Source organism: Pseudoalteromonas sp. S16_S37 (assembly GCF_014694405.1).
Taxonomy (GTDB): domain Bacteria; phylum Pseudomonadota; class Gammaproteobacteria; order Enterobacterales; family Alteromonadaceae; genus Pseudoalteromonas.
This window is the reverse complement of sequence record NZ_JAAUWV010000215.1, coordinates 1-371: the sequence shown is the minus strand read 5'-3', so window position 1 is coordinate 371 and position 371 is coordinate 1. Positions and strand designations below refer to the sequence as shown.

1 rRNA gene is annotated in these 371 nt (G+C 32.3%); it reads right to left on the bottom strand.

Annotated features, from left to right (window positions below):
- Window positions 1-299 precede the first annotated feature (299 nt).
- Window positions 300-371: ribosomal RNA gene (locus HC733_RS22680) — 16S ribosomal RNA — on the bottom strand; the annotation flags it as partial.

The window sequence follows — 371 nt, the reverse complement described above, 5'->3', positions numbered from 1 at the left end:
TATTAAACGCCTTGTCTAAAAAACAAAATCATTGAAAAATATCTAGTTTGACATTGTATATTCAAAGACTGATTTCAACTTCGCCAGAAGTTAATATTGAATACTAAAGTAGATGCTAATTAATCTGTCGATTAATTGGCATTGTTTTACTTTTGAAAACTCTTTATAGATACGAATATCTATAAGAATTTAATTATCAGCTTTTCCAAATTTTTAAAGAGCAATATTAATCAGTAAGTTACCTTACCAACTAACAATCATCTGTGTGGACACTTCGAACAAATAAGTTCTAAATCGTATAAGGAGGTGATCCAGCCCCAGGTTCCCCTAGGGCTACCTTGTTACGACTTCACCCCAGTCATGAATCACTC